Annotated in this window: 22 protein-coding genes; 21 read left to right on the forward strand and 1 reads right to left on the reverse strand. The window is 31.6% G+C overall.

Annotation, left to right across the window (positions count from 1 at the left end; all coding sequences use genetic code 11):
• The first annotated feature begins 78 nt into the window (after positions 1-78).
• The 3 genes from rplS (at position 79) to IO99_RS09485 (ending at position 2,223) form a co-directional block, all read left to right on the forward strand.
• Complete coding sequence (gene rplS / locus IO99_RS09475; protein ID WP_035132767.1) at positions 79-423, forward strand: 50S ribosomal protein L19; 345 nt, start codon at positions 79-81, stop codon at positions 421-423.
• A gap of 122 nt (positions 424-545) precedes the next feature.
• A complete protein-coding gene (gene ylqF, locus IO99_RS09480; protein WP_035132769.1) occupies positions 546-1,409 on the forward strand; it encodes a ribosome biogenesis GTPase YlqF in 864 nt (287 codons plus the stop codon).
• Positions 1,410-1,476: 67 nt separating this feature from the next.
• Positions 1,477-2,223: a ribonuclease HII gene (locus IO99_RS09485; RefSeq protein ID WP_423219423.1), complete on the forward strand. Its 747-nt coding sequence runs from the start codon at positions 1,477-1,479 to the stop codon at positions 2,221-2,223.
• Positions 2,224-2,290: 67 nt separating this feature from the next.
• On the opposite strand, the gene IO99_RS09490 is transcribed toward IO99_RS09485, so the two are convergent.
• Positions 2,291-2,653: a YraN family protein gene (locus tag IO99_RS09490; protein WP_035132772.1), complete on the reverse strand. Its 363-nt coding sequence runs from the start codon at positions 2,651-2,653 to the stop codon at positions 2,291-2,293.
• Between the two features lie 164 nt (positions 2,654-2,817).
• Between IO99_RS09490 and IO99_RS09495 the strand changes: the two genes are divergently transcribed.
• The 18 genes from IO99_RS09495 (at position 2,818) to IO99_RS09580 (ending at position 24,790) form a co-directional block, all read left to right on the forward strand.
• Positions 2,818-4,341 carry a YifB family Mg chelatase-like AAA ATPase gene (locus IO99_RS09495; RefSeq protein WP_035132773.1) on the forward strand — a complete coding sequence of 508 codons (1,524 nt, stop codon included), beginning with the start codon at positions 2,818-2,820 and terminating at the stop codon, positions 4,339-4,341.
• Between the two features lie 18 nt (positions 4,342-4,359).
• A complete protein-coding gene (gene dprA / locus IO99_RS09500; RefSeq protein WP_035132775.1) occupies positions 4,360-5,439 on the forward strand; it encodes a DNA-processing protein DprA in 1,080 nt (359 codons plus the stop codon).
• Between the two features lie 181 nt (positions 5,440-5,620).
• Positions 5,621-7,705, forward strand: a complete 2,085-nt coding sequence (topA, locus tag IO99_RS09505) for a type I DNA topoisomerase (RefSeq protein ID WP_035132778.1) — start codon at positions 5,621-5,623, stop codon at positions 7,703-7,705.
• A 232-nt stretch (positions 7,706-7,937) separates the two neighbouring features.
• A complete protein-coding gene (gene codY / locus IO99_RS09510) occupies positions 7,938-8,714 on the forward strand; it encodes a GTP-sensing pleiotropic transcriptional regulator CodY (RefSeq protein WP_035132780.1) in 777 nt (258 codons plus the stop codon).
• A gap of 611 nt (positions 8,715-9,325) precedes the next feature.
• Positions 9,326-10,027, forward strand: a complete 702-nt coding sequence (rpsB, locus tag IO99_RS09515) for a 30S ribosomal protein S2 (RefSeq protein ID WP_035132782.1) — start codon at positions 9,326-9,328, stop codon at positions 10,025-10,027.
• Positions 10,028-10,155: 128 nt separating this feature from the next.
• Positions 10,156-11,076, forward strand: a complete 921-nt coding sequence (tsf, locus tag IO99_RS09520; RefSeq protein ID WP_035132784.1) for a translation elongation factor Ts — start codon at positions 10,156-10,158, stop codon at positions 11,074-11,076.
• Positions 11,077-11,268: 192 nt separating this feature from the next.
• A complete protein-coding gene (gene pyrH / locus IO99_RS09525) occupies positions 11,269-11,991 on the forward strand; it encodes a UMP kinase (protein WP_035132786.1) in 723 nt (240 codons plus the stop codon).
• A 17-nt stretch (positions 11,992-12,008) separates the two neighbouring features.
• On the forward strand, positions 12,009-12,566 hold the full coding sequence (gene frr / locus IO99_RS09530; protein WP_035132788.1) for a ribosome recycling factor: 558 nt from the start codon (positions 12,009-12,011) through the stop codon (positions 12,564-12,566).
• Positions 12,567-12,656: 90 nt separating this feature from the next.
• The gene (locus IO99_RS09535) at positions 12,657-13,415 is read left to right on the forward strand and encodes an isoprenyl transferase (RefSeq protein WP_035132839.1); all 759 of its coding nucleotides are present in this window, start codon (positions 12,657-12,659) and stop codon (positions 13,413-13,415) included.
• Positions 13,416-13,430: 15 nt separating this feature from the next.
• Complete coding sequence (locus IO99_RS09540; RefSeq protein ID WP_035132790.1) at positions 13,431-14,225, forward strand: phosphatidate cytidylyltransferase; 795 nt, start codon at positions 13,431-13,433, stop codon at positions 14,223-14,225.
• Between the two features lie 260 nt (positions 14,226-14,485).
• Positions 14,486-15,640 (forward strand): 1-deoxy-D-xylulose-5-phosphate reductoisomerase, encoded by a 1,155-nt coding sequence (locus IO99_RS09545; RefSeq protein WP_035132793.1) that lies wholly within the window; start codon positions 14,486-14,488, stop codon positions 15,638-15,640.
• A 64-nt stretch (positions 15,641-15,704) separates the two neighbouring features.
• Complete coding sequence (gene rseP / locus IO99_RS09550) at positions 15,705-16,706, forward strand: RIP metalloprotease RseP (RefSeq protein ID WP_035132841.1); 1,002 nt, start codon at positions 15,705-15,707, stop codon at positions 16,704-16,706.
• A gap of 9 nt (positions 16,707-16,715) precedes the next feature.
• Positions 16,716-17,765: a flavodoxin-dependent (E)-4-hydroxy-3-methylbut-2-enyl-diphosphate synthase gene (gene ispG, locus IO99_RS09555; RefSeq protein WP_035132795.1), complete on the forward strand. Its 1,050-nt coding sequence runs from the start codon at positions 16,716-16,718 to the stop codon at positions 17,763-17,765.
• 15 nt (positions 17,766-17,780) lie between these two features.
• Complete coding sequence (locus IO99_RS09560; RefSeq protein WP_035132797.1) at positions 17,781-22,112, forward strand: PolC-type DNA polymerase III; 4,332 nt, start codon at positions 17,781-17,783, stop codon at positions 22,110-22,112.
• A 524-nt stretch (positions 22,113-22,636) separates the two neighbouring features.
• Positions 22,637-23,098 (forward strand): ribosome maturation factor RimP, encoded by a 462-nt coding sequence (rimP, locus tag IO99_RS09565; protein WP_035132799.1) that lies wholly within the window; start codon positions 22,637-22,639, stop codon positions 23,096-23,098.
• A 16-nt stretch (positions 23,099-23,114) separates the two neighbouring features.
• Positions 23,115-24,200: a transcription termination factor NusA gene (gene nusA / locus IO99_RS09570; protein ID WP_035132801.1), complete on the forward strand. Its 1,086-nt coding sequence runs from the start codon at positions 23,115-23,117 to the stop codon at positions 24,198-24,200.
• A gap of 16 nt (positions 24,201-24,216) precedes the next feature.
• Positions 24,217-24,486 (forward strand): RNase P modulator RnpM, encoded by a 270-nt coding sequence (gene rnpM, locus IO99_RS09575; RefSeq protein ID WP_035132803.1) that lies wholly within the window; start codon positions 24,217-24,219, stop codon positions 24,484-24,486.
• Positions 24,476-24,790 (forward strand): ribosomal L7Ae/L30e/S12e/Gadd45 family protein, encoded by a 315-nt coding sequence (locus IO99_RS09580; RefSeq protein WP_035132804.1) that lies wholly within the window; start codon positions 24,476-24,478, stop codon positions 24,788-24,790. The genes rnpM and IO99_RS09580 overlap by 11 nt, the downstream gene beginning before the upstream one ends.
• The last annotated feature ends 4 nt before the right edge of the window (positions 24,791-24,794 follow it).

The raw sequence follows: 24,794 nt of genomic DNA on the forward strand, positions 1-24,794 counted from the left end.
GATTGTGCTAGTACGGGCGGTCCTCTGTCACCAAATGTGAGTAAGAACGTCATAATAAATTTTAGGAGGGAATGCACAATGTTAGATATAATAAAAGCTATAGAAGCAGAACAATTAAGAACTGACTTACCTGAGTTCAATGTAGGAGATACAGTTAAAGTTCACATCAGAATCAAAGAAGGTAACAAAGAAAGAGTTCAAATATTTGAAGGTACCGTTCTTAAAAGACAAAATGGTGGAGCTAGAGAAACTTTTACAGTAAGAAGATTTGCATCAGGAGTTGGAGTTGAAAAAACTTTCCCAATAAATACGCCTGTTATAGAAAAAATCGACGTAGTTAGAAGAGGAAAAGTAAGAAGAGCTAAATTATTCTACTTAAGAGATAGAGTAGGTAAGGCTGCTAAAGTAAAAGAGAGAATGTAAGAAAATGGGGCTAGATAGTCCCTTTTTTTATTACATATATAGAAGTATTTATTGTAAATGTGGTGAATACTAAAATAGTTAATTTAATATATCTAATTATAAAATTCTTAGGAGTGAGATAAATGAGTATAAACTGGTTTCCTGGACATATGGCAAAGACCAGAAGAGAAATAAAAGAAAATTTAAAGTTAGTAGATGCAATAATAGAAATTCGTGATGCAAGAATAGCTTATTCAAGTTCTAATCCAGATATTGAAGATATCTGTAGTGAGAAACCTAGAATAATATTATTTAATAAAAGCGATCTTAGTGAAGAATATGTAACAAAGAAGTGGGTAAATAAATTATCAGACGATAAAACTAGAGTATTGTCTGTTAACTGCCTTACAGGATCAGGGCTTAACAAAATTAAACCCACTCTAGAAGAGCTTTTAAAAGAGAAGCATGACAGACTTAAAAGTAAAGGCGTAGTAAATATTATTACCAGAGTAATGGTTGTAGGAATCCCTAACGTAGGAAAATCTACATTTATAAATAGGATGGCAAAAAACAGTGCTGCTAAAACGGGAGATAGACCTGGTGTTACAAAGAGTAAACAATGGATAAAAACAAAGATGGGTATAGAACTTATGGATACTCCAGGAGTTTTATGGCCTAAATTTGAAGACGATACAGTAGGGCTTAATTTAGCCTTTACTGGAGCTATAAAGGATGAAATAATGGATGTTGAGGAATTGGCATTAAAGCTTATAGAAAGACTTCAAAGTACCCATGGATCAAGGCTAGTGGAGAGATATAAGCTTAAAGAATTAGACGAAAATCCTCTTACTAATATGGATAACATAGGTAAAAAAAGAGGTGCTATAATTTCAGGGGGCAACATAGATTATAATAGAGTAGCTGTAATGCTATTAGATGAATTTAGGGGGGGAAAGTTAGGTCCTATTTCACTAGAGGTACCTGATACAGAAAATAAATATGAGTAGTATAAATTTTTTAAAAGAAATTAAAACTATGAGATTTAACGATATAAAATCTTCTGTCCGTGGGTTTATGTCCTTAAAAGATGTAAGTAGCCATGAAGCAGATTATGAAGCTATATATCAAGTATTAAACAATGATCATAGGAAAAATGTAAGAGCTTTAGGAGAAACCCTAAGAAAATATGTAGAGCATTATAAAAATGAATATGCTAGAGTAGAAAAATTATATGATTTTGATAAAAGCTATGGATATGATATTGTAGCTGGTGTAGATGAGGTTGGAAGAGGCCCTTTAGCAGGTCCTATAGTTGCTGCTGCAGTAGTTCTTGACAATAATTCAAGGGATTTAATATTACGAATAAATGATTCTAAGAAGTTAACTAAAGAAGTAAGAGAAGAGTTAAGTGATATAATAAAAAAAGAAGCAATAAGTTATTCTATAGCCCTAAAAACCAACAGAGAAATAGATAAAGAAGGCATAGGATTTTGTAACAATGAAATTTTCAAGATGGCTGTTGGGGAACTAAAAGTTACTCCTGATATAGTATTATCAGATGGATATACTATAAGAGAATTTAACCTTAGAAATGAAGCTGTAATTAAAGGAGACACTAAAAGTGCTGCCATTGCGTGTGCCTCTATAATAGCTAAAGTATATAGAGATAATTTAATGGAAGAATATAGTAAAAAATATACACAATATCACTTTGATAAAAATGTAGGATATGGTACCAAAGAACATATAGATGCAATAATTTGTCATGGTAGCTGTCCAATTCATAGAGAAAGTTTTCTGAAAAATATACTTAACAAATAATTAATAAAACAAAAAATACCTGAATAAAAAAGTTATCTAATTACTTTTTTATTCAGGTATTTACTTTTTAGAAAGCATTTTTAATGAGTGTAATATTAGGGGTTTCACCAGAAGAAATCAGTGTTACCTCTATGGCATCAAATCTAAAATAAGATTTATGTATATTTTTTAAACAAATATAATATTGTGCAGTTTTATACAATTTTCTTTTCTTAGTATTAGTGATACTTTCTAATGGGGTACCGTATCTTTTGCTATATCGAGTTTTTACCTCTATAAAGCAAATATAATTATTATCCTTAGCTATAATATCAATTTCCCCTAACTTACATAAAAAGTTTTCTTCTAATATTATATATCCATTTTTTTCAATATATTCTCTAGCTAGATTTTCTCCATAATTACCTATAGTTTTATTTAAAATCTTCATTTGAAACTCCCTTTAATGCAAAGAACTCTGTCTACATTTTAGACAATATAATCCAAAGCTAAACTTTGATTTAATTAAAATTTTTACAAAGTTGATTTATTCTAAATTCAATGGTCAATACTTACACTAGTAAAGTTGGAAATTTATATTTAGAGGGTGAAATTATGTCAATTCAAATAAAGACTGCAGCCTTTTCTGGAGTGGAAGGTGTATTAATTAATGTAGAGGTAGATATCACCTATGGGTTACCTAATTTTAATATTGTAGGTTTAGGGGATACTGCTGTAAAAGAATCTAAGGATAGAGTTAGATCAGCTATAACCAATTCTTCTTTAGATTTTCCAATTAGTAGAATAACTATAAATTTAGCTCCGGCTCATATACGCAAGGAAGGCTCACACTATGATTTACCTATAGCTGTAGGAATTCTTTTAGCAACTAATCAACTTTTCTTAGAAGAGCCAGATAATTTTATATTTATGGGTGAGTTGTCCTTAAATGGAAATGTAAATAAAATTAAAGGTGCTCTTCCTATTGTAATTGAAGGTATAAAACATGGTGTAAAGAACTATATAGTACCTATGGAAAATAAAGATGAATGTGCTTGTATTGAAGAAGCCAATATATATCCTATTAAGAATTTGAGTGAGGTAATTCATCTTTTTACTTATAAGGATGTAAAACCCTATACATTTACCAGTAGAGAAAGGTATAAAAATAATAATTGTCCATTAGATTTTGAAGATGTCATAGGACAGCAAGCAGCTAAAAGAGCATTGGAGGTTGCTGTAGCAGGAAATCATAATGTACTTATGTATGGAACTCCAGGATCGGGAAAAACTATGCTGGCAGAGCGGGTTATTTCTATTATGCCGCCTCTTACCGATGACGAAGCTCTAGAGGTTACGAAGATATATAGTATTAGTGGAGAGCTTAAGGAAGAGGGATTAATGGGAAATAGACCCTTTAGGAATCCTCATCATACAATTACTAGTACTGCTTTAATTGGTGGTGGCAGAAACCCCTCAGCAGGAGAGGTATCTTTAGCTCACAATGGAGTATTATTCATAGATGAAATATTAGAGTTTGATAAAAGGGCTCTTCAAGTTCTAAGACAGCCTTTAGAGAATAAGAGGGTAAGAATTTCAAGAGTAAATGGAACAATAACTTATCCAGCGGATTTTATGCTTGTGGCAGCTATGAATCCTTGCAACTGTGGGATGTATGGAAGTGAAACAAGGTTATGTAAATGTAGTGATAGTGAAGTGAAAAGATATTTATCTAGATTATCTGGACCTTTATTAGAGAGAATAGATATTTTCACTCCAGTAAATTCCATATCCTATGAGACTATAAATAGTGATAAAAAAGAAGAAAAATCAGAGGTTATGGCCATTAGGATAGAAAGAGCAAGGGAGATACAAAGTGAAAGATTTAGGAATGAACATATAAAATATAATAGCAATATGTCTTCTAGTCATATAAAAAAGTATTGTAAGCTTAATGGGGATTCTAATAGGATTCTTGAATATACCTACAAAAAATACGGACTTAGTACTAGAGTTTATAATAGGATTTTAAAAGTAGCTAGAACTATTGCGGATTTAGATGGTAATAAATCCATAGAAGAAAATCATATTATTGAAGCACTTCAATATAGGAAGTATATAAGGGAAGATATAATATAAAGAATTAGGAGAGTATAGATGGTCGATTTATTTAAATTATGGATTATTACTACGGAAGTATCTAATAATATGAAAAAATACATTTATGATGAATATCATGATTTTGATACCTTGAGAAAAATGGTGATTAATGATAATATGACACTATTGCCTAAAAAAATTGTAGAAAAGTTTCAAAAGTCATATATAAAAATTGAAGAGTTGGCTGCTGAAGAATGTAAATCCATTAAGGATATACATATTTGTATTATTTATGATATAGATTATCCTATAAGTTTACTGCAGTATGAGGATGCACCTTTTGGTATATTTTACAAGGGTAATATTTCAACGGTTAATGAAAAAAAGAATATCTCTATTGTGGGTTCTAGAAAGTGTACTAGATATGGGATAGACGTAACTAATAGTATGGTGGAACAGTTAAGTCCTTATGAAATAAATATTGTAAGTGGTATGGCTAAAGGTATTGATTCTGTAGCTCATAGGGCCGCAATAAAGAACAACATTAATACAATTGCAGTTTTAGGTAGTGGAATTGATGTTATATATCCTAAAGAAAACTATAGACTCTACCATGAAATTTTAGAAAACGGTGGTTGTATAATTAGTGAGTTTCCCTTGGGGACACCACCTTTAAGTAGAAATTTTCCAATGAGAAATAGAATTATTAGTGGTATGTGTGAATTGTTGGTTGTCACTGAAGGCGGAGAAAAAAGTGGGACGCTAATTACTGTAGGAGCAGCTTTAGAGCAAGGGAAAAATATAATTGTTGTGCCAGGGAGTATATTCTCCAGTGAAAGTAAAGGGACCAATAAATTAATAAAAGATGGTGCCTATGTTTATACAGACATAGAAGATGTGTTAAATTTATTGAATATTTCTAGGGTTTCCATAGATAATAAAAATATAACTACTGTAAAAAGCAAATTAGAGGAAAGAATATATCAGGTTATAGATGATAATCCTATACACATTGATAAAATAATTAAATTAGTTGATGTTGACATTAATCGATTATATAAGTTATTATTTGAGTTGCAAGTAAAAGAGGAGATTTTATGTTTAAGTGGAAACTTTTATGTTAGAATTAATAAATAGTTAAAAATTTATGAAATATTTAATAAGGTTTGTATATTATGACTTGCAATGAGATAATAATATTTTAAAATATAGTAGGATGTAGAATTTTATATATAATAAAAAGATTATGAGAAATCTGCATGGTGCTTATAAATATGTAATAAAGTAAAAAATTATAAGCTATAATGGAGGGGTTAGAATGGGGCAAAAATTAGTCATAGTTGAGTCGCCAGCAAAAGCGAAAACCATAAAGAAGTATTTAGGAAAAAATTATGTAGTAGAAGCATCTATGGGTCATGTAAGAGATTTACCTAAAAGTCAGTTAGGGGTAGATATAGAAAAAAATTATGAACCAAAATACATAACTATTAGAGGTAAAGGGGAACTTTTAGATAAGATTAAGAAGCAAGCTAAAAAAAGTGAAAAAATATATCTTGCTACTGACCCTGATAGAGAAGGGGAAGCTATATCTTGGCATTTAGCTAACATATTAAAAATAGACACTGAAGAGTCATGTAGAATAGAGTTCAATGAGGTCACAAAAAGTGCTGTAAAAAATGCCATAAAATCTCCAAGAAAGATAAATGAAAATGTATTTGATGCTCAACAGGCTAGAAGAGTATTAGATAGATTAGTAGGATATGAGATAAGTCCTATACTTTGGAGAAAAATAAAGTGGGGATTAAGTGCCGGAAGAGTACAATCTGTAGCTCTTAGAATAATATGCGATAGAGAAAAGGAAATTCAAGCTTTTGTACCAGAAGAATATTGGACTGTGGAAGCAAAAGTATCTAAATTAGCAGAAACAAAAACCTTTACAGTGAAACTGCATAGTAAAAAAGGAAAAAAAATTATTATAAATAAGGAAGAAGAAGCTAATAATATTATAAAAGTTGTACAGCAAGGTGAATTTGTGGTTAAAGATATAAAAGATACAGCTAAATCTAAAAATCCACTACCACCATTTACTACTAGTACTCTTCAACAAGATGCCTATAGAAAAATAAACTTTTCAACTAAAAAAACCATGGCAACAGCACAACAGTTGTATGAGGGTATAGAAATTAAAGGACATGGAACTATCGGTCTTATTACTTATATGAGAACAGACTCAGTAAGAGTATCAGAGGAGGCTCAGGGAGCTACTCTTGAATTTATAAAAAATATCTATGGAGATAAATATGCACCAAAGGTTAAAAGAGCTTACAAAGGTAAGAAGGGAGCACAAGATGCTCACGAAGCTATAAGACCCACTAATGTAGAGATTACTCCAGAAATTGCTAAGGAAACCTTAAGCAATGATCAATTAAAGCTCTACACTTTAATTTGGAATAGATTCGTAGCTAGCCAAATGGAGTCTGCAATAATTGATACTACATCAATTTCAATAAGCAATGGGGAGTATTTATTTAAAGCTTCAGGATTTAAGGTGAGATTCGATGGGTTTACTAAAATCTATGCTACAGATAATGAAGAAGAGGATGGAAATGCAAAATTACCAACTTTAAATACAGATGAAAAGTTAATAGAAAAATCTGTAGATGGAAAACAACATTTTACTCAACCTCCAGCAAGATTTTCAGAGGCATCCTTAGTTAAAACTTTAGAGGAAAATGGAATAGGTAGACCGAGTACTTATGCACCTACAATTACCACCTTATTAAGCAGGAAATATGTAGATAGAGAAAAGAAGGTATTACTTCCTACGGAATTAGGATTCATAGTTAATAATATAGTTAGTGAATATTTTAAACAAATAGTTGATGTAGAATTTACTGCTGAAATGGAAAGTAAACTAGACAGCATAGAAGAAGGAAATGCTAATTGGAAATCTGTAGTAGAAGAATTCTTCGTACCACTAAAGGAAGCTATAGAAATAGCCGAAAAAGAAATAGCTAAGATAACTATAGAAGATAAGGTATCTGACATACCATGTGATAAATGTGGAAGACTTATGGTGATAAAACAAGGAAGATTTGGTGAGTTTCTTGCATGTCCAGGATATCCAGAGTGTAAAAATACAAAGACCATGGCTAGAGAATTAGACGTAAAGTGTCCTAAGTGTGGAGGAAATGTTTTAGAAAAGAGAAGCAAAAAAGGTAAGATATTTTATGGATGTGGAAATTATCCACAATGCGATTTTGTAAGTTGGCATGAACCTACAGAAAAGAAGTGCCCTCAGTGTGGAAGTGTAATGGCTAAAAGATATAGCAAAGCAAAAGGTGATTATTTAGAATGTATTAACTCAGAATGTAAACATAAGGAGTTAACAGATAATAAATAAAATGGGTTATATTAGTTAAAAATTACCTTGAAGTAAAATTTAATTTAAAAATAGGTTAAATATGTCGAAAATTAATAAAAAACATGTTGATAGAATAAATTCTATATGTTATGATGGTATATGGCAACGAAACAATTCTAAAATTTGTGAAAGAAAAGAATATTTTGAATTATTTAAAAGGTTGCAGTGATGAATAGCATTATGAAAAATGAAAAAAGAAGAAGGAGGAATAGTGATGTCATTATTAGAAAAAACAAGAAAGTTAAATAAGATTTTACAAAAGTCAGGTTCAGAACCAGTAGTTTTTGATGATATATGTGAACTTCTAAGTGAAGTGTTAGATTGTAATGTATATGTTATTAGTAGAAAGGGGAAAGTTTTAGGATATAATCTTTCCTATGGATTTGAATGCGATAAAGTTAAAGAACAAGTAGTTGAAAATAAAAGATTTCCAGAGCAATATAATGCTAAACTGCTAAATATAGATGAGACAAAGGCAAATATGCCAAGCAGTGGTATTTGTGTATTTAATGGAGAAGTTCAATGTGACTTCAAAGATATGCTATCAACTATAGTTCCTATTAATGGGAATAGAGAAAGATTGGGAACTTTATTGTTATCAAGATTTTCTAACCAGTTTACTGAAGATGATTTAGTTATTGCAGAATATAGTGGTACTATTGTAGGAATGGAAATGTTAAGAGCTAAGACTGATGAAATAGAAGAAGAAGCAAGAAAAAAAGCTATAGTTCAATTAGCAATAGGAACATTATCTTATTCAGAGTTAGAAGCTGTAGAACATATATTTAACGAACTTGATGGTAGTGAGGGACTTTTAGTTGCATCTAAAATAGCAGATAAGGTTGGAATAACTAGATCTGTTATAGTAAATGCTCTTAGAAAGTTTGAAAGTGCTGGAGTTATAGAATCTAGGTCTTTAGGAATGAAGGGTACTCACATAAAGATTCTAAATGAGAAATTAATAGATGAATTAAATAAGCTTAAATAATTTAATACAATATGTAGAAAAATATTAAAAATAAAAATCCTGATAAAGGATTTTTATTTTTAATAAAGAAGATTCTTTCAATACTCACATGTATTTTAAAAGTTTTCTAGGAAACTATATAAACAAAGTTCTTTGCTTCTGAGGGAGTTTTTACTCCCTCAGAAGGTTAGAAATTGTTATCCAGGGACGTACCAACTCTTTACTCCCACTTTGAAGAAGATGGGAGTATTAGAGTTGGTAGTCATCGGATAAATAGTTGTCTAGTTAAACAGTTATAATGTAAACTATTTAACTAGGTAAATAGTTGTCTAGTTAAATAGTTAACTATTTGTTCTATCCATGCGGGTTTCAGGGATATATCTTTTAAAATTCTAGAATTAATATATATTAATTATGAAAAATTATAATTATTGTATTAACAGAATTTTAAATAATAAAAATTTAAAATTAACCTTGTTATTTAGAAATAAATTTGTTGAACATTGATTTTCTATGTGATATAATACACAAGGTAAGAAAATACACACACTACTGAATTTATTAAAAGGTGCTTTAAGAAGTATTTAATAAAAATGATGGTAGTGGAGGAAAAAACCAGGAGGTATATTAAAATGGCAGTTATTTCAATGAAACAATTATTAGAAGCAGGTGTTCATTTTGGACATCAAACAAGAAGATGGAACCCTAAAATGGCTCCATACATCTTCACTGAGAGAAATGGTATCTATATCATTGACTTACAAAAAACAGTTAAGAAAATTGATGAAGCATATGATTTCATAAAATCAGTATCAGAAGAAGGAAAAGATATATTATTTGTTGGAACTAAAAAGCAAGCTCAAGAAGCTATCCAAGAAGAAGCTATCAGATCAAGCATGCATTTTGTAAACAACAGATGGTTAGGTGGAATGTTAACTAACTTCAGAACTATTAAAACAAGAATAGGTAGACTTGAAGCTTTAGATAAAATGGAAGAAGATGGAACATTTGATGTTCTTCCTAAAAAAGAAGTTATTCAACTTAAAAATGAAAGAGAAAAATTAGAAAAGAACCTTGGCGGAATTAGAAACATGGATGCTAAGAATATTGGAGCTTTATTTATAGTTGATCCAAGAAAAGAAAAAAATGCTATACTTGAAGCTAAAACATTGGGAATTCCTGTAATAGCAATAGTTGATACAAACTGTGATCCAGATGATGTTGACTATGTAATCCCAGGAAATGATGATGCTATAAGAGCAGTTAAATTAATAACTGAAAGATTAGCTGATGCTATAATTGAAGCAAGACAAGGTGAAGAAGTAGCTGAATAATATAGCAACTTTCTAAGTAAATTTCAAACAGCCTCATCTATGGTTGTAAAACATATGAAATTTTAAAGGTAGATGAGAGAGAAATCTTTCATTTACCTTTTTGTTAGGAAATTAAAGGAGGAATAAAGATGATAACAGCAGCAATGGTAAAAGAGTTAAGAGAAAGAACTGGATCAGGAATGATGGATTGTAAAAAAGCTCTTAGCGAAACAAATGGAGATATGGAAAAAGCAGTAGAAGTTTTAAGAGAAAAAGGATTAGCAGCAGCAACTAAAAAAGCTGGAAGAATAGCAGCTGAAGGTATAGTTACTACTTATATATCAGAAGATATGAAAATAGGTTCTGTAGTAGAAGTTAACTGTGAAACTGACTTCGTTGCAGCAAACGATGACTTTAAAGCATTAGCAGCAAATGTAGCTAAAATGGCAGCAACTACTAATGTAACTACTGTAGAAGGATTATTAGCAGAGAAATATGTTGGAGATGAAAGCATAACTCTTCAAGACGCTGTTACAGCTCTAATTGCAAAATTAGGTGAAAACATGTCTGTTAGAAGATTTGAAAAGTTTGTAGTTGACAATGGAATAATTCAAAGCTATATCCATGGAAATGGGAAAATAGGTGTTTTAGTTCAATTAGCTTGTGAAAAACAAGATGAAGTATTAAAAACAGTTGCTAAAGATGTAGCAATGCAAGTAGCAGCAGCTAACCCATTATTCTTAAACAAAGATCAAGTAGACAATGAATCTTTAGAAAAAGAAAAAGAAATTTACAGAGTTCAAGCTCTTAACGAAGGAAAACCAGAAAACATAGTTGAAAAAATGGTTATGGGAAGAATAAGCAAATACTACAAAGAAGTTTGCTTAGTAGATCAAGTATGGGTTAAAAATGGAGATTACACTATAAGCAAGTATCTTCAAGAAGAAGGAAAGAAACTTGGAGCAACTATGGAAGTTGTTAAATTTGCAAGATTTGAAAGAGGCGAAGGAATCGAAAAGAAAGAAGAAAACTTTGCTGAAGAAGTTCAAAGACAAATGCAAGGAAAATAATACAAGATAATATTAAAGAGAACCTAGGTTCTCTTTTTTTAAAATCTACATGTATTATAATAATTATGTAACTAGAGAAAGTCATATTTACATTGAAGCATCTAATGTAATTTCTATGGTTAACTTTAGTTATTAATTGATTAAATACAAAAATATGGTGTAAATATATTGAGTTGGAGGTATAATATATATATGGAAACTGCGAAATATAAAAGAGTCATGCTTAAACTTTCAGGAGAGGCATTAGCGTCAGAGAAGGGGTACGGCATTGATTTTGATACAGCGAACACTATTGCTTTACAAATTAAGAAGTTAGTTGAAATGGGTGTTGAAGTAGGTGCAGTTGTTGGTGGCGGCAACATATGGAGAGGTAGAAGTGGCGAAGGCATGGATAGAACTACCGCGGACTATATGGGTATGCTTGCTACATGTATAAATGCTTTAGCATTACAAGATTCCTTGGAAGCTATAGGTGTTAATACAAGGGTTCAAACAGCTATTGAAATGAGAGAAATAGCAGAGCCTTACATTAGAAGAAGAGCAATGAGACATCTTGAAAAGGGAAGAGTTGTAATATTTGCAGCAGGAACAGGAAATCCATATTTCTCCACAGACACTACAGCAGCTTTAAGAGCAGCAGAAATAGAAGCTGAAGTTATTTTGCTTGCTAAAAAAGTTGATGGGGTATATGATAAAGATCCTCATAAACATGAGGGTGCAGTTAAGTTTAATAATTTATCTTATATTGAGGTATTAGAAAAAGGATTGCAGGTTATGGATTCTACTGCTACATCCCTATGTATGGATAATCAAATACCTATTCTAGTATTTGGTTTAGATGAGCCTCATAATATTATAAGAGCGGTAAAAGGTGAAAATATTGGTACTTTAGTATCATCTAATATATGTAAATAATTGATGGAGGTAATTTTATGGTAAAAGATATCATTAAAAATGCTGATGAGAAAATGAACAAAACTATTTTAAGCTTACAAAATGAGCTTGGTACATTAAAAGCTGGAAGAGCAAACCCTACAATGCTTGATAGAATATTAGTAGAAAGTTATGGAACAATGGTACCTCTTAACCAAGTAGGGAACATATCTGCTCCAGAGCCAAGAGTTCTTCTTATTCAACCATGGGACAAAAGTTGCATGAAAGATATAGAAAAAGCAATTTTAAAATCAGATCTAGGTATTAATCCTAGTAATGATGGTCAGGTTATTAGACTAATTGTTCCAGAATTAACTGAAGAGACTAGAAAAAATTTAGTTAAATCAGTTAAAAAATGTGGTGAAGATGCTAAGGTTGCTATCAGATCCATAAGACGTGATGCAAATGATAAGATTAAAAACTTAAAGAAGAATAGTGAAATCAGCGAAGATGAATCTAAAAAAGCTGAAGATCAGATTCAAAAAGAAACTGATAAGTTTATCAAATTAATTGATAAGGCTATAGAAGAAAAAGAAAAGTCAATAATGTCAGTATAATATGTAAGATAAAACCTGCAAATATTGCAGGTTTTATTATTATGTATTTGTGATATAATAGCATCATGATTACTTGAAATGGAGAGGTATATTTTGGATATATTTAAGTTTAAAAAAGACACAATTAAAGAAAAAATACAATTAGATATGGAACGAATCCCTGCCCATATAGCTATAATTATGGATGGGAATGGTCGTTGGGCTAAACAAAGAAAACTTCCAAGAACTATGGGGCATAGAGCTGGTATGAAAAATATTAAAATGATGGTGGAGGAGTCTAGTAATCTGGGAGTTAAATATTTAACCTTATATGCTTTTTCAACAGAAAATTGGAAGAGAACAAAAGAAGAAGTAGGAGCTTTGATGGACTTAGTAGTAGAGTTTATAAATAAGGAATTTGAGGAACTACATAGAAATAATGTGAAACTTAATTCTATAGGAGATATAAGTAAACTTCCTGAAAAATCAAAGGCTGCCGTAGAGGATGCAATGTATAAAACTAGAAATAATACAGGTTTAACTCTTAACATAGCCTTAAATTATGGAGGAAGAGATGAGATTGTAAAAGGTGTTAAGGAAATAGCTAAGGAAGTATTAGAAGGAAAGTTACAAATAGATAACATAGATGATAAGATCATATCAGACCATTTGTATACTAGTGGTATGCCAGATCCTGATATTATTATAAGGCCTAGTGGAGAATTAAGACTTAGTAATTATTTATTATGGCAAAGTGCTTATTCTGAATTTTGGTTTTCCAATATAAATTGGCCTGACTTTACAAAAGAAGATTTGAGAAGAGCGATTAGTGATTTTCAAAAGAGAGATAGAAGATTTGGTGGAGTATAGTAAGAGGTGAGGCAAATGAATAAAAGATATATAGGGGCAATGATATTAGCTCCTCTATTACTATTTATATTTTTAGGGGGGTATTTTTTAAAGATTTCTGTAGTTTTATTATCCCTTGGTGGAATGTATGAATTTTATAAGGTAAGCAAAGTGGATGGATATAAACCTATATCTATAGTAGGATATTTATTATGTTTACTTTATTATATCTATTTAGGACATGGATTTAATTTAAACGTTGCTGTGGGTGTATTTATCCTTGTAGTATTCCTTTTAATGATAGTTCCGGTATTTGATACTGATAGAAACTTCATTGATGTAGCATTGACCATATTACCTTGTTTTTATGTAGGCATATTTTTTAGTTTTATATTATTACTTAATAATATGGATAATGGAAACTTCTTCATATGGCTTATATTTATATCCTCATGGGGATGTGATACTTTAGCTTATTATTTTGGTAGATATCTAGGAAAACACAAATTAAATCCAAGGGTTAGCCCTAAAAAAACCATAGAGGGAGCCATAGGCGGACTTATAGGAAGTATTTTAGGATGTACAATTTATGGATATATCATAACTAAATTTGGAGTAGTAGTCCCACTATACAACTATATGATAATTGGTCTATTAGGTGGAATTTTTGGACAGTGTGGAGACTTAGTGGCATCTTCAATAAAAAGACATGCGGGTGTTAAGGATTACTCAAATTTAATTCCTGGACATGGTGGTATATTAGATAGGTTCGATAGTATATTGCTAGTATCCGTGGTGGTATATTATTACATTAATATTTTTGTAGCGTAATTATAAGAAATTATTAAGGTATTATTAATTTAAGGGATTTCTCGAAAAATTTACAAGTCTTTAAGTACTGAGCAGGAATAAGATAAGTGATCCTCGACTTTTACTTAAGAGTAGCTTGTTTTGGGAAATCCCTTTTTAATTTTTGATTCTTTAAAATTAATTTAGCTATTAGTATTAAAAGTAATTTAACTATTAGTATTTTGTATTATTACATATTATAGGGTATAATGTGTTTAGATAAAATTAAAGGAGCGTTAACAGTGAAAAACATAAGCATACTTGGAGTTACTGGTTCCATTGGAACACAGGCGTTAGATATAATAAGAAATAAAGAAAATAAAGTAAACCTAATAGGGGTTACAGCTCATAGAAACTTTAAAGGATTAGTGGATATTATAGAAGAGTTTAGTCCAAAATATATAGGTATAACAGATAAGAAATGTTATGAGGCTATAAAGGAGTACTGTGAAAGAGAAAATAAACAAGTAAACCTATTTGGTGGAGAAGAAGCGCTAGAAAAAGTTGCTACTTTAAAAGAAATAGATACAGTTTTGACTTCTGTAGTAGGAATTGCAGGATTGAAACCAACTATTAAGGCTATTGAAGCTAAGAAAAATATAGCATTAGCTAATAAAGAAACCTTAGTAGTTGCTGGAGATATAGTTATGGCAAAGGCAAAGGAAAATGGTGTTAAAATTCTTCCAGTGGATTCAGAGCATGGAGCTATATTTCAATGTATTCAGGGTAATGAAAAAAAAGATATAAATAAGATAATACTTACTGCTTCAGGTGGGCCATTTAGAGGTAAAACTAGAGATGATTTGAAGGAAATTACCCCTAAAGAGGCTTTAAAACATCCTAAATGGAACATGGGAAGAAAGATTTCTATAGATTCATCAACCTTGGTAAACAAGGGATTAGAAGTTATAGAAGCACACTTTTTATTTGGAGTTTCTTATGATGAAATTGAAGTTATAGTTCATCCACAAAGTATCGTGCATTCCATGGTAGAGTATAAAGATGGTTCAATTATTGCTCAATTAGGAAGCACAGATATGAGGTTACCTATCCAATATGCCTTAAGCTATCCTGATAGAAGGACAGCTATAGCAGATAAGTTAGATTTTAAAACCGTTTCAAGTCTAACCTTTGAACAGCCCGATATAAACACTTTTAGATGCTTAGAATTAGCATTTAAAGCAGGAAAACTTGGTGGTAATATGCCGGCAATTTATAATGGAGCTAATGAAATTGCAGTAGAATTATTCCTGGATGCAAGGATTAAGTATCTACAGATTGAAGAAATAATAGAAGATGCCATGAATAAGTTTCCGCATGTGAAAAATCCAGATTTACAACAAGTTTTAGACATAGATAAGCAGGTTAGGGAATATGTTTTAAAGAGATATGTATAAGTGAATAGAGTGGAAGGGGAGAAAAATATTGCAAAGTATTATAGGTAATATACCGTATTTTTTAATGGCTTTACTTGCATTTAGTGTATTAATTATAGGTCATGAGTTTGGACATTTTATAATGGCTAGAGTTAATGGTGTAAAGGTCCTCGAATTTTCCTTAGGTATGGGACCAAAGTTATTTTCTATTAAGGGGAAGGAGACAGAGTATCTTATTAAAGCACTTCCAATTGGTGGTTATGTAAAAATGTATGGAGAAGAAGATGATGTAACTGTAGTGGATGACAGGGCTTTTTCTAATAAGACATCCTTTCAGAAGTTAACTATTGTAGCAGCAGGTCCTATAATGAATTTTATAATAGCTATACTATTCTTTAGTTTAGTAGGAGGTATTCAAGGACATTCTACTAACGTTGTAGATAAAGTAATAGAAAATTCACCAGCCATGGAAGTGGGAATAAAAGCTGGAGATAAGATTACAGAAGTCAATGGTAAGATGGTTACTACCTGGGAAGAATTTCTTACTGAGATTTTTACAGGAGAAGGAAAGCCCGTTAATATGGAAATAGAGAGAGCTGGACAAAAAATAAAATTTGATTTAGTACCATCCTATAATGAAGGAGAAGAAAGATTTCAAGTTGGGATATATTCTAAGGTTGTAAAGCCTAACTTTATTGAATCTATAAAATATGGACTTAATCAAACGGGAAGCACCATAAGACAGACCTTTGGTTTTTTTGGTCAACTGTTTAAAGGAAATGTTTCTGCTGATGATGTAGGAGGTCCTATAAGCATTATGAAAATTTCAGGAAGAGCTGCTCAGCAAGGAATTCTTACCTTATTAAATATTATGGCTTTATTCAGTGTTCAACTAGCAATATTTAATGTAATTCCCTTCCCTGCCTTAGACGGTGGATGGATATTTCTATTACTATTCCAGATCATAACTGGTAAGGAAGTAAATAAAGAAAAGGTTGCAACAATTAATTACTATGGATTTTTAGCATTGATGTCTCTTATGGTTTTGGTATTGCTAAAAGATATTATAAATCCTATTCAGTTTTAGGAGGAAATTATGGAGAGAAAAGAAACAAGAAAAGTTAAAGTTGGAGATATATACATTGGAGGAGATTCTAGAATTACAGTACAATCCATGACTAATACAGATACAAGAGATGTATCCTCCACAGTAGAGCAAATTTTAAGACTTGAAGAAAGTGGTTGTGATATAGTAAGATGTGCAGTTCCCGATATGGAGGCTGCAGAAGCTATAAAGGAAATCGTAAAACAAATTCACATTCCTTTAGTTGCAGATATACACTTTGATTATAGATTAGCATTAAAGTCTATAGAAAATGGAGTTTCTAAACTTAGAATTAATCCAGGAAATATAGGCGACATAAGTAGAGTTGAGATGGTGGCGAAAGCTGCAAAAGAAAGAAATATACCAATAAGGATTGGGGTTAACTCTGGATCTCTAGAAAAAGAAGTTTTAAATAAATACGGTAGAGTGTGTAGTGAGGCTTTAGCAGAAAGTGCTCTTAATCATGTGAAAATTCTAGAAGCAGTAAATTTTGAAGATATAATCATATCTATAAAATCTTCTGACGTAGTTCAAATGATAGAGGCCTATAATATAGTTTCTAGTAAGGTTAATTATCCGTTGCATATTGGAGTTACAGAGGCAGGTACCACATGGAGAGGCACTGTTAAATCCAGCGTAGGTGTAGGAGCACTTTTAGCACAGGGCATAGGAGATACATTAAGAATTTCCCTTACAGGAGATGTGGTTGAAGAAGTTAAGGTGGGAAGAGAAATATTAAAATCCCTTGGCATGTTAGAGGATGGAATAAAATTTGTATCTTGCCCAACCTGCGGAAGAACTCAAATAGATCTTATTAGTATAGCAGAAGAAGCCGAAAAAAGATTAAGTCACATAAATAAAAATATAAAAGTAGCTATTATGGGATGCGTAGTTAATGGGCCAGGAGAAGCTAGAGAAGCAGATGTAGGAATAGCTGGTGGTAATGGAGAAGGTCTTATCTTTAGAAAAGGTGAGATTGTAAGAAAAGTAAAAGAAGAAGATTTACTGGATGAATTGATTAAGGAGATTGAAAGTTTATAGATAGGAGGAATCTAAATGACATTGTCAGAACTACTAGGATATGATAGTAGATTGCCTATTTATGAAGATATCATCATAAATAAAGTTCAATATCTAAAACAAAGCGAGATGGTTAAGGTAGTATTAAAACATAAGAGTCCCTTAGATGATCCTATGAAGGAGAATATATGTAATCTTATTAAGGATAAACTTTGTGATTTAGGTACTATAGATATCTTGTGGTATAGAGATGTAGAACATGTTGCTTTAGAAGATGTGGTGGGGGAGTATTGGATAGATGTCATTAACTCTCTTGCCTCATCTTTTCCTTCTGCTAAGACTAGTTTACTAAAAGCAGTTAAAAAGCTAGAAAATGACAGAATTAATATAGGTATATCCAATGAATTTATATCTAAGATGCTCTGTCATAAGAATATAGATAGATTAATACAAAGCGAAATTTATAATATGTTCAACATTAAAGTAGAAGTAAAAATATACTATGATGAATCGGCTATTGAAGAAGATTATATTCTAGAAAAGCAAATTGAAGAAAAGAGAATAGTAAGTGATATTATAGCAAATAGTCCTAAGATTTCTAGTAGATCTAGTGATAAAGCTAAAGAAAAGCCTAAAGAAACTAAGGGGGATAAAAAAGCTAGTCCTTGGAAAGAAAATTATAGGAAAAGTAAAGAGCCTTTAGATGACAATGTGGTATATGGTAATAGAAATATAAATGAAGAAACCACAGAAATGTGTGAATTAAATATGGGTTCTGGGAGAGTAGCTGTGGCTGGAGATGTATTTAAGGTGAATATATTTGAAGCTAAAAGTGGAAAAATATATCCTTCTTTATATATTACAGACTACACTAGCTCTATAACTATAAAAATATATCCAAGAAGTAATGAAGAAGTAGAGAAGCTACTAGAAGAGTTAAAACCAGGGGTATGTTGCAAGGTTTATGGGGAAGTAGAAATTGATAGATTTTCTAAAGATTTAGTGCTTAATGCAAAGTCTATTGTAAAGTTGAAACCTAGTGAAAGAATGGATGGTTGTGAAGTTAAGAGGATAGAGCTTCATGCTCATACTACCATGAGCTCCATGGATGCAGTGGTTACACCTTCAAATCTTATTGCTAAAGCTGCTAAATGGGGACATAAGGCAATTGCTATAACAGATCATGGAGTAGCTCAAGCCTTTCCAGAGGCCATGGATGCAGGGAAGAAACATAATATAAAAATTATATATGGAATAGAGGGATATTTAGTTAATGATGGAGTAGGTATAGCTACCGGGTGTAGAGGAATAGATTTTAATAGTTCCTTTGTAGTATTTGATATTGAAACTACAGGATTTTCAAGTCACCAAGATCGCATTATAGAAATAGGAGCTGTTAAAATAGAGAATGGACATGTTATTGATAGCTTTAATGAACTTATAAATCCAGAGATGAGGATTCCATATAAAATAACAGAGCTTACAGGTATAAGTAATGATATGGTGAAGGGCTGTAAAACCATAGAAGATGTTCTTCCTAGGTTTTTAGACTTTGTAGGGAGTTCTGTAGTAGTAGCTCACAATGCGGAGTTTGATACAGGATTTATTAAGTCTAAGTGCAGGAATCTTGGGTTGCAATTTAAAAATGGAATTATAGATACATTACCTTTAGCTAGATTTTTATTTCCACAACTTAAAAAGCATAAGCTTAATGTAATATGTGAACACTTAAAGATATCCTTAGAAAACCATCATAGAGCTGTGGATGATGCTAAGGCTACTGGAGATATTCTTTTAAAATCCTTTGATATGTTAAGAGAGAAGGGTTTTAATAATTTAGATGGAGTTAATAAGGAATATTTAAAATCCTTTGATGTAAAAAAAGCTCCTACATACCATGTAATAATTTTAGCCAAAAACCAGAGTGGATTAAAAAATCTATATAAGCTAATCTCCTTTTCTAACTTAGACTATTATCAAAGACGACCAAGGCTTCCTAAGAGTCTAATAGAAGAATATAGAGAGGGACTTATTATTGGTTCTGCCTGTGAGGCTGGAGAGATATTTAAGGGAGTTCTAGCAGGAAGGTCCCTAGAGGACATGGAACATATAGTGGAGTTTTATGATTATTTAGAAGTACAGCCTATTGGGAATAATGAATTTTTAATAAAGAAGAACATGGTTAAGGATGAAGAAGGACTTAGGGATCTCAATAGAAGGGTATGTGAACTTGGAGATTTCTATAATAAAAAAGTAGTTGCCACAGGTGATGTACACTTTTTAGAACCACGAGATGAAGTCTTTAGAAGAATTTTAATGGCTGGAAAAGGGTTTGATGATGCTGATAATCAACCTCCGCTATATTTCAAAACCACTACAGAAATGTTAAGAGAGTTTTCATATTTAGGTGAAGAAAAGGCCATGGAAATTGTGGTGGAAAACCCTGAGTATATACAAAACTTAGTTGGGGAGGTTAAACCAATTCCAGATGAAACCTATGCTCCTAAAATAGAGGGTGCAGAGGATGACATTAGAAACATGACTTTAAATAAAGTAAAATCCATATATGGAGATAATCTTCCAGAAGTTATTCAGAAAAGACTTGATAAGGAATTAAACTCTATTATAAATAACGGATATGCGGTGCTTTATCTTATAGCACAAAAATTAGTGGCAAAGTCTATCAGTGATGGATATCTAGTTGGATCTAGGGGATCTGTTGGATCTTCCTTTGTAGCTACCATGTCAGATATAACAGAGGTTAATGGGCTTCCACCCCATTATGTATGTCCTAATTGTAAAAATAGTGAATTCATTTTAGATGGATCCATAGGTTCGGGAGTTGACTTACCAGATAAAAACTGCGAAAAATGTGGAACTCCGTATATAAAAGATGGTCACGATATTCCTTTTGAAACTTTCTTAGGCTTTGAGGGAGATAAGGAACCAGATATAGACTTAAATTTCTCAGGGGATAACCAAGGTGATATTCATAGATATACAGAAGTTCTTTTTGGAAAAGGTCATACCTTTAAAGCAGGAACCATAGGAACTATTGCAGATAAGACTGCCTATGGATATGTTAAAAAGTATTTAGATGAAAGAGATATAAATACTACTAATGCAGAAATAGAAAGATTAACTATTGGATGTACTGGGGTAAAGAGAACTTCAGGGCAACACCCAGGAGGAATTATGGTTGTACCTAGTGATAATGAAATATTTAATTTTTGCCCAATACAACATCCTGCAGATGATCCAAAATCAGATATAATAACAACTCACTTTGATTATCACTCTATTAGTGGTAGACTTTTAAAACTTGATATACTAGGCCATGACGATCCTACTATGCTTAGGATGCTTCAAGATTTAACTGGAATAAGTCCTCAAAGTGTACCTTTATCTGACCCAAAGGTTTTGAGTCTTTTCACAGGGACAGAAGCTCTTGGCATAACTCCTGAAGAGCTGGGTTGTGAAGTTGGATGTTATGGTGTTCCAGAGTTTGGAACTAAATTTGTTAGACAGATGCTATTAGATACAAAACCACAAACATTTTCTGACCTAGTTAGAATTTCTGGTCTTTCTCATGGTACTGACGTATGGCTTAATAATGCTCAATATTATATAAAAGAAGGATATACTACCCTTAAAGATTGTATATCTACCAGAGATGATATTATGGTTTATCTTATATATAAAGGACTTCCGCCCAAGACTGCGTTTACCATCATGGAGAAGGTTAGGAAAGGAAAGGGTGTATCAGAAGAGTTTGAAGCCATAATGAGAGAACATAATGTTCCAGATTGGTATATAGAGTCCTGTAAAAAAATTAAATATATGTTTCCTAAAGGTCATGCCGTTGCCTATGTAATGATGGCTATGAGAATAGCTTATTTTAAGGTTCATCACCCAAAGGCTTACTATGCAACTTATTTTACTGTTAGAGCAGACGATTTTGATGGTGATTTAGTTATAAAGGGTGAAGAAGCAATGAAAGATACTATGGATGAATTAAATGCTTTGGGGAACAATATAGGTACGAAAGAAAAAGGTCTTCTTACCACCTTAGAACTTTGTTATGAAATGTACAAAAGAGGTATAAAATTTCTACCCGTAGATGTATATAAATCAGAGGCTGTAAAATTTACAATAGAAGGAGATAATATAAGAATTCCTTTAAGTGGACTTACTGGAGTAGGGGAAAATGCAGCAAAGGCTATAGCAGAAGCTAGAAATCATGGAGAATTTATATCTAAGGAAGATCTTCGTATAAGAAGTAAAGCTACAAAGACTGTAGTAGAAGCTTTGGCAAATCACGGAGCCATAGGGGATTTACCAGAAACAAATCAATTAAGTCTTTTTTAACAACTGTTTATTTAAATAATTTAAGTTAGGTGCCATTTCATTAACAGAGTTCTTAGCTTCTTTGAAGCTTAGAAATCGTTATCCAGGGACGTAGCAGCTCTTTACTCCAATTTTAAATAAAATGGGAGTATTAGAGATGGTAGTCATCGGTATAAATACCTCAAAGGAGCTAAAACCATTGCATAATGAAAATAGCTATGATATAATTGTACTTAATGAGCTAGTTATTATGATAATCTTTGAGGGAGAGTAGGATTTATGCCTACTCTCTATTTATTAAAACGCAACCCCAAGTTGCGTTTTAATTATAAAGTGAACCTTAGTTTGAACTAAGGCTTTACATCTCACTAAAGCTAGTTGAACTCATACCTTAAAGGGTACTGTGGTAATGTAAATATTATCCCATGACTATTTGACCAAATACTTTCAACTTCATAAAAAGATGGAAGTTGTGTAGCAATAAAAAATATTAAGTTTATTACTAAAGATTTAAAGTAAATATAATAAAAAGGAGGAAATGTATTATGAACAGTAGCGGTGTTGTGGAAAAACTCCATAGTAAAATTACTAATATAGTAGAAAAACTCGGATTTGAACTTTATCACTTAGAATATGTACGTGAAGGCGGACAAAATATTTTAAGAGTTTTTATAGATAATGAAAAAGGCGTTGCGTTGGATAACTGTGTAGAAGTAAGTAAGGCTGTTGGAGAAATGCTAGATAAAGAAGAGCCTATAACAGAAGAATATAATTTAGAAGTATCATCTCCAGGTATATTTAGAACCTTATATACAAAAGAACATTTTAATAAGTATATAAATCATGATGTAGCTGTAAAACTTTCAGCATTATTTGAAGGAAAGAAAAAATATGAAGGGATATTGAAGGGGTTTGATAGCGAAAACTTAATGTTAGAAATCAATGACAATGAAGTTGCAATACCAATGTCAAAGGTTTCTTTAGTTACGTTAAACCCAACTTTATAAGGAGGATATAAATATAATGAGCACCGGATTTAAGGAAGAATTTATAGATGCTGTAAAACAACTAGTTGTTGAAAAAGGAATTAGTGAGGAAATGCTTTTTACTACTATAGAGGATGCTTTAGTAGCAGCATATAAGAAAAATTTTGCAAAGTCTCATGCCAAGGAGCAAAACGTAAGAGTATGGGTTAATAGAGATACAGGAGAAACTCATGTATACTCATTAAAAGAAGTTGTAGAAGAAGTATATGATGATGTAATAGAAATATCCTTAGAGGATGCTAGAGAAATCAGTGCCAAATATAACTTAGAAGATATTGCGGAAATTGAAGTTACTCCAAGAGATTTTGGAAGAGTTGCCGCTCAAGCTGCGAAGCAAGTTGTTATTCAAAGAATTAAGGAAGCTGAAAGAACTCTTATATATAATGAATTTATAACTAAGGAATTTGACATAATAACAGGTATAGTTCTAAGAAAAGATAGAGGAAATGTATTTATAGATCTAGGTAAACTAGAAGCTGTATTAGGCCCAAATGAGCAAATGCCAGGAGAATCTTATATATTTAATGAGAAATTAAAGCTATATATAGTAGAAGTAAAGAAAAGTTCTAAGGGACCACAAATTGTAGTTTCAAGAACACACCCAGGCCTTGTAAAAAGATTATTTGAGTTAGAAGTTCCGGAAATATACAGTGGAATTGTAGAAATAAAAAGTATAGCTAGAGAAGCAGGTTCAAGAACTAAAATAGCTGTATGGTCTAATGATGAAGAAGTAGATCCTATGGGAGCTTGTGTTGGACCTAAAGGAATTAGAGTTCAAAACATAGTAAATGAACTTAGAAATGAAAAGATTGATATAATAAAGTGGAGTAAGTTACCAGAAGAGTATATTGCTCATGCGCTAAGTCCAGCTAAAGTTCTATCAGTTGATGTAGATGAGGATGGAAAGAGTGCTAAGGTTGTAGTAGATGATAATCAATTATCATTAGCCATAGGTAAGGAAGGTCAAAATGTTAGATTAGCAGCAAGACTTACTGGATGGAAAATAGATATTAAGAGTAAGAGTCAAGCTGAAAGCTTACAAAACGAAGAAAGTAACCTTTAAAGGTAGGTGATATTTTATGAAGGTAAAAAAGATACCTCAAAGAATGTGCACAGGATGCATGGAAATGAAACCTAAGAAGGAACTTATAAGAGTTGTTAAAAATAAGGAAAATGAGATATCTATAGATTTACATGGTAAAAAACCTGGTCGTGGAGCCTATATCTGCAGAAATATTCAATGTTTAGAAAAAGCCGTAAAGACTAAAAGACTAGAAAGAAATCTAGAAACTAAGATAAATGATGAAATATATGATAAACTAAAGGAAGAGATAGTTAATGCAGAATAAATTTTTAAGTTTTCTAGGAATTGCAAAAAAATCTAGAAACTTAGTAGAAGGATATAATGGATGTGAAGAAGAGATAAAAAGAAATAAAATCCATCTATGTATTTTATCCTTAGAGTGTTCAGAAAACACTAAGAAAAAATTTGAAAAATACTGTGATGACAGAAGAGTGCCTGTAATAGGAAATATACCTAAAAATGAATTGGGTATGGCCATAGGTAGAGAAGAAATCAATGTGTTAGCAGTAAGAGATGAAAAAATTTGTGAAAATTTAATAAAGTTATGGAAAGAGAATTACGGAATGTAAATTC

Source organism: Clostridium sulfidigenes (assembly GCF_000732635.1).
Lineage (GTDB): Bacteria > Bacillota > Clostridia > Clostridiales > Clostridiaceae > Clostridium_J > Clostridium_J sulfidigenes.

Coding starts and splice junctions, on each gene's coding strand:
- rseP (WP_035132841.1), top strand. CDS start 15,705: ATGGCTTTACTTGCATTTAGTGTATTAATTATAGGTCATGAGTTTGGA.
- ispG (WP_035132795.1), top strand. CDS start 16,716: ATGGAGAGAAAAGAAACAAGAAAAGTTAAAGTTGGAGATATATACATT.
- IO99_RS09495 (WP_035132773.1), top strand. CDS start 2,818: ATGTCAATTCAAATAAAGACTGCAGCCTTTTCTGGAGTGGAAGGTGTA.
- dprA (WP_035132775.1), top strand. CDS start 4,360: ATGGTCGATTTATTTAAATTATGGATTATTACTACGGAAGTATCTAAT.
- frr (WP_035132788.1), top strand. CDS start 12,009: ATGGTAAAAGATATCATTAAAAATGCTGATGAGAAAATGAACAAAACT.
- IO99_RS09580 (WP_035132804.1), top strand. CDS start 24,476: ATGCAGAATAAATTTTTAAGTTTTCTAGGAATTGCAAAAAAATCTAGA.
- ylqF (WP_035132769.1), top strand. CDS start 546: ATGAGTATAAACTGGTTTCCTGGACATATGGCAAAGACCAGAAGAGAA.
- rpsB (WP_035132782.1), top strand. CDS start 9,326: ATGGCAGTTATTTCAATGAAACAATTATTAGAAGCAGGTGTTCATTTT.
- IO99_RS09560 (WP_035132797.1), top strand. CDS start 17,781: ATGACATTGTCAGAACTACTAGGATATGATAGTAGATTGCCTATTTAT.
- rplS (WP_035132767.1), top strand. CDS start 79: ATGTTAGATATAATAAAAGCTATAGAAGCAGAACAATTAAGAACTGAC.
- pyrH (WP_035132786.1), top strand. CDS start 11,269: ATGGAAACTGCGAAATATAAAAGAGTCATGCTTAAACTTTCAGGAGAG.
- tsf (WP_035132784.1), top strand. CDS start 10,156: ATGATAACAGCAGCAATGGTAAAAGAGTTAAGAGAAAGAACTGGATCA.
- IO99_RS09540 (WP_035132790.1), top strand. CDS start 13,431: ATGAATAAAAGATATATAGGGGCAATGATATTAGCTCCTCTATTACTA.
- IO99_RS09485 (WP_423219423.1), top strand. CDS start 1,477: ATGTCCTTAAAAGATGTAAGTAGCCATGAAGCAGATTATGAAGCTATA.
- rimP (WP_035132799.1), top strand. CDS start 22,637: ATGAACAGTAGCGGTGTTGTGGAAAAACTCCATAGTAAAATTACTAAT.
- rnpM (WP_035132803.1), top strand. CDS start 24,217: ATGAAGGTAAAAAAGATACCTCAAAGAATGTGCACAGGATGCATGGAA.
- nusA (WP_035132801.1), top strand. CDS start 23,115: ATGAGCACCGGATTTAAGGAAGAATTTATAGATGCTGTAAAACAACTA.
- topA (WP_035132778.1), top strand. CDS start 5,621: ATGGGGCAAAAATTAGTCATAGTTGAGTCGCCAGCAAAAGCGAAAACC.
- IO99_RS09490 (WP_035132772.1), bottom strand. CDS start 2,653: ATGAAGATTTTAAATAAAACTATAGGTAATTATGGAGAAAATCTAGCT.